The sequence below is a fragment of the Actinoplanes sp. NPDC051851 genome, from assembly GCF_040681165.1.
Lineage (GTDB): Bacteria > Actinomycetota > Actinomycetes > Mycobacteriales > Micromonosporaceae > Actinoplanes.
Map to the genome: position 1 here is coordinate 1 of NZ_JBFAYF010000159.1, position 1,857 is coordinate 1,857.

At 56.7% G+C, this 1,857-nt stretch carries 1 rRNA gene; it reads left to right on the plus strand.

What is annotated here, in order from left to right:
- Positions 1-1,809: ribosomal RNA gene (locus AB0M08_RS47420) — 23S ribosomal RNA — on the plus strand; the annotation flags it as partial.
- Between the last annotated feature and the right edge of the window lie 48 nt (positions 1,810-1,857).

The window sequence follows — 1,857 nt, forward strand, 5'->3', positions numbered from 1 at the left end:
GATGGGTAGGGGAGCGTCGTGTAGCGGGTGAAGCGGCGGAGTGATCCAGTCGTGGACGCTACACGAGTGAGAATGCAGGCATGAGTAGCGAATGAAGGGTGAGAACCCCTTCCGCCGGATGACCAAGGGTTCCAGGGCCAGGCTAATCCGCCCTGGGTGAGTCGGGACCTAAGGCGAGGCCGAGAGGCGTAGTCGATGGATAACGGGTTGATATTCCCGTACCCGCGAAGGAGCGCCAAAGACGAACCTCATGATGCTAACTGCTTGAAGCGCCGGCGACTTTCGGGTCAAGGGTGTGGAGACCAGGACCCTCGTGGGTAGTAGTTTAGTGATGGGGTGACGCAGGAAGGTAGATGATCCCGGCCGGTGGTTGTGCCGGGGTAAGCGTGTAGGCCGTACCGTAGGCAAATCCGCGGTGCATGAGGCTGAGACGTGATGCCGAGCCGTTCTGGTGAAGTCATTGATCCTATGCTGCCGAGAAAAGCCTCTAGCGATGTTCCGAGCGGCCCGTACCCTAAACCGACACAGGTGGTCAGGTAGAGAATACCGAGGCGACGGGTGAACTGTGGTTAAGGAACTCGGCAAATTGCCCCCGTAACTTAGGGAGAAGGGGGGCCGGACGCGTGAAGCCCCTTGCGGGTGGAGCGTGGTATGGCCGCAGAGAGCAGGGGGAAGCGACTGTTTACTAAAAACACAGGTCCATGCCAAGTCGTAAGACGATGTATATGGACTGACGCCTGCCCGGTGCTGGAACGTTAAGGGGACCTGTTAGCTCTTCGGGGCGAGGCGGAGAACTTAAGCGCCAGTAAACGGCGGTGGTAACTATAACCATCCTAAGGTAGCGAAATTCCTTGTCGGGTAAGTTCCGACCTGCACGAATGGCGTAACGACTTCCCCACTGTCTCAACCACAGGCCCGGCGAAATTGCAGTACGAGTAAAGATGCTCGTTACGCGCGGCAGGACGGAAAGACCCCGGGACCTTTACTATAGCTTGACATTGGTATCCGAATTTAATTGTGTAGGATAGGTGGGAGCCGGTGAAGCTGTGACGCCAGTCATGGTGGAGGCATTGTTGAAATACCACTCTGTTGGGTTTGGGTATCTAACTTGCGGCCCTGATCGGGTCGAGGGACAGTGTCTGGTGGGTAGTTTAACTGGGGCGGTTGCCTCCTAAAGGGTAACGGAGGCGCCCAAAGGTTCCCTCAGCCTGGTTGGCAATCAGGTGTTGAGTGTAAGTGCATAAGGGAGCTTGACTGTGAGACTGACGGGTCGAGCAGGGACGAAAGTCGGGACTAGTGATCCGGCACTTGCGTGTGGAAGCGGTGTCGCTCAACGGATAAAAGGTACCCCGGGGATAACAGGCTGATCTTCCCCAAGAGTCCATATCGACGGGATGGTTTGGCACCTCGATGTCGGCTCGTCGCATCCTGGGGCTGTAGCAGGTCCCAAGGGTTGGGCTGTTCGCCCATTAAAGCGGTACGCGAGCTGGGTTTAGAACGTCGTGAGACAGTTCGGTCCCTATCCGCCGTGCGCGTTGGATACTTGAGAAGGGCTGTCCCTAGTACGAGAGGACCGGGACGGACGAACCTCTGGTGTGCCAGTTGTTCCGCCAGGAGCATGGCTGGTTGGCTACGTTCGGAAGGGATAACCGCTGAAAGCATCTAAGCGGGAAGCCTGCTTCGAGATGAGGTATCCCACCACCTTGAGTGGGTAAGGCTCCCAGCTAGACTACTGGGTTGATAGGCCGGAGATGTAAGCACGGTAACGTGTTGAGTTGACCGGTACTAATAGGCCGAGGGCTTAACCACCCTAAATTTTGTGCTTAGCGTCCACTGTGTGATTCACAGCAAACGAAC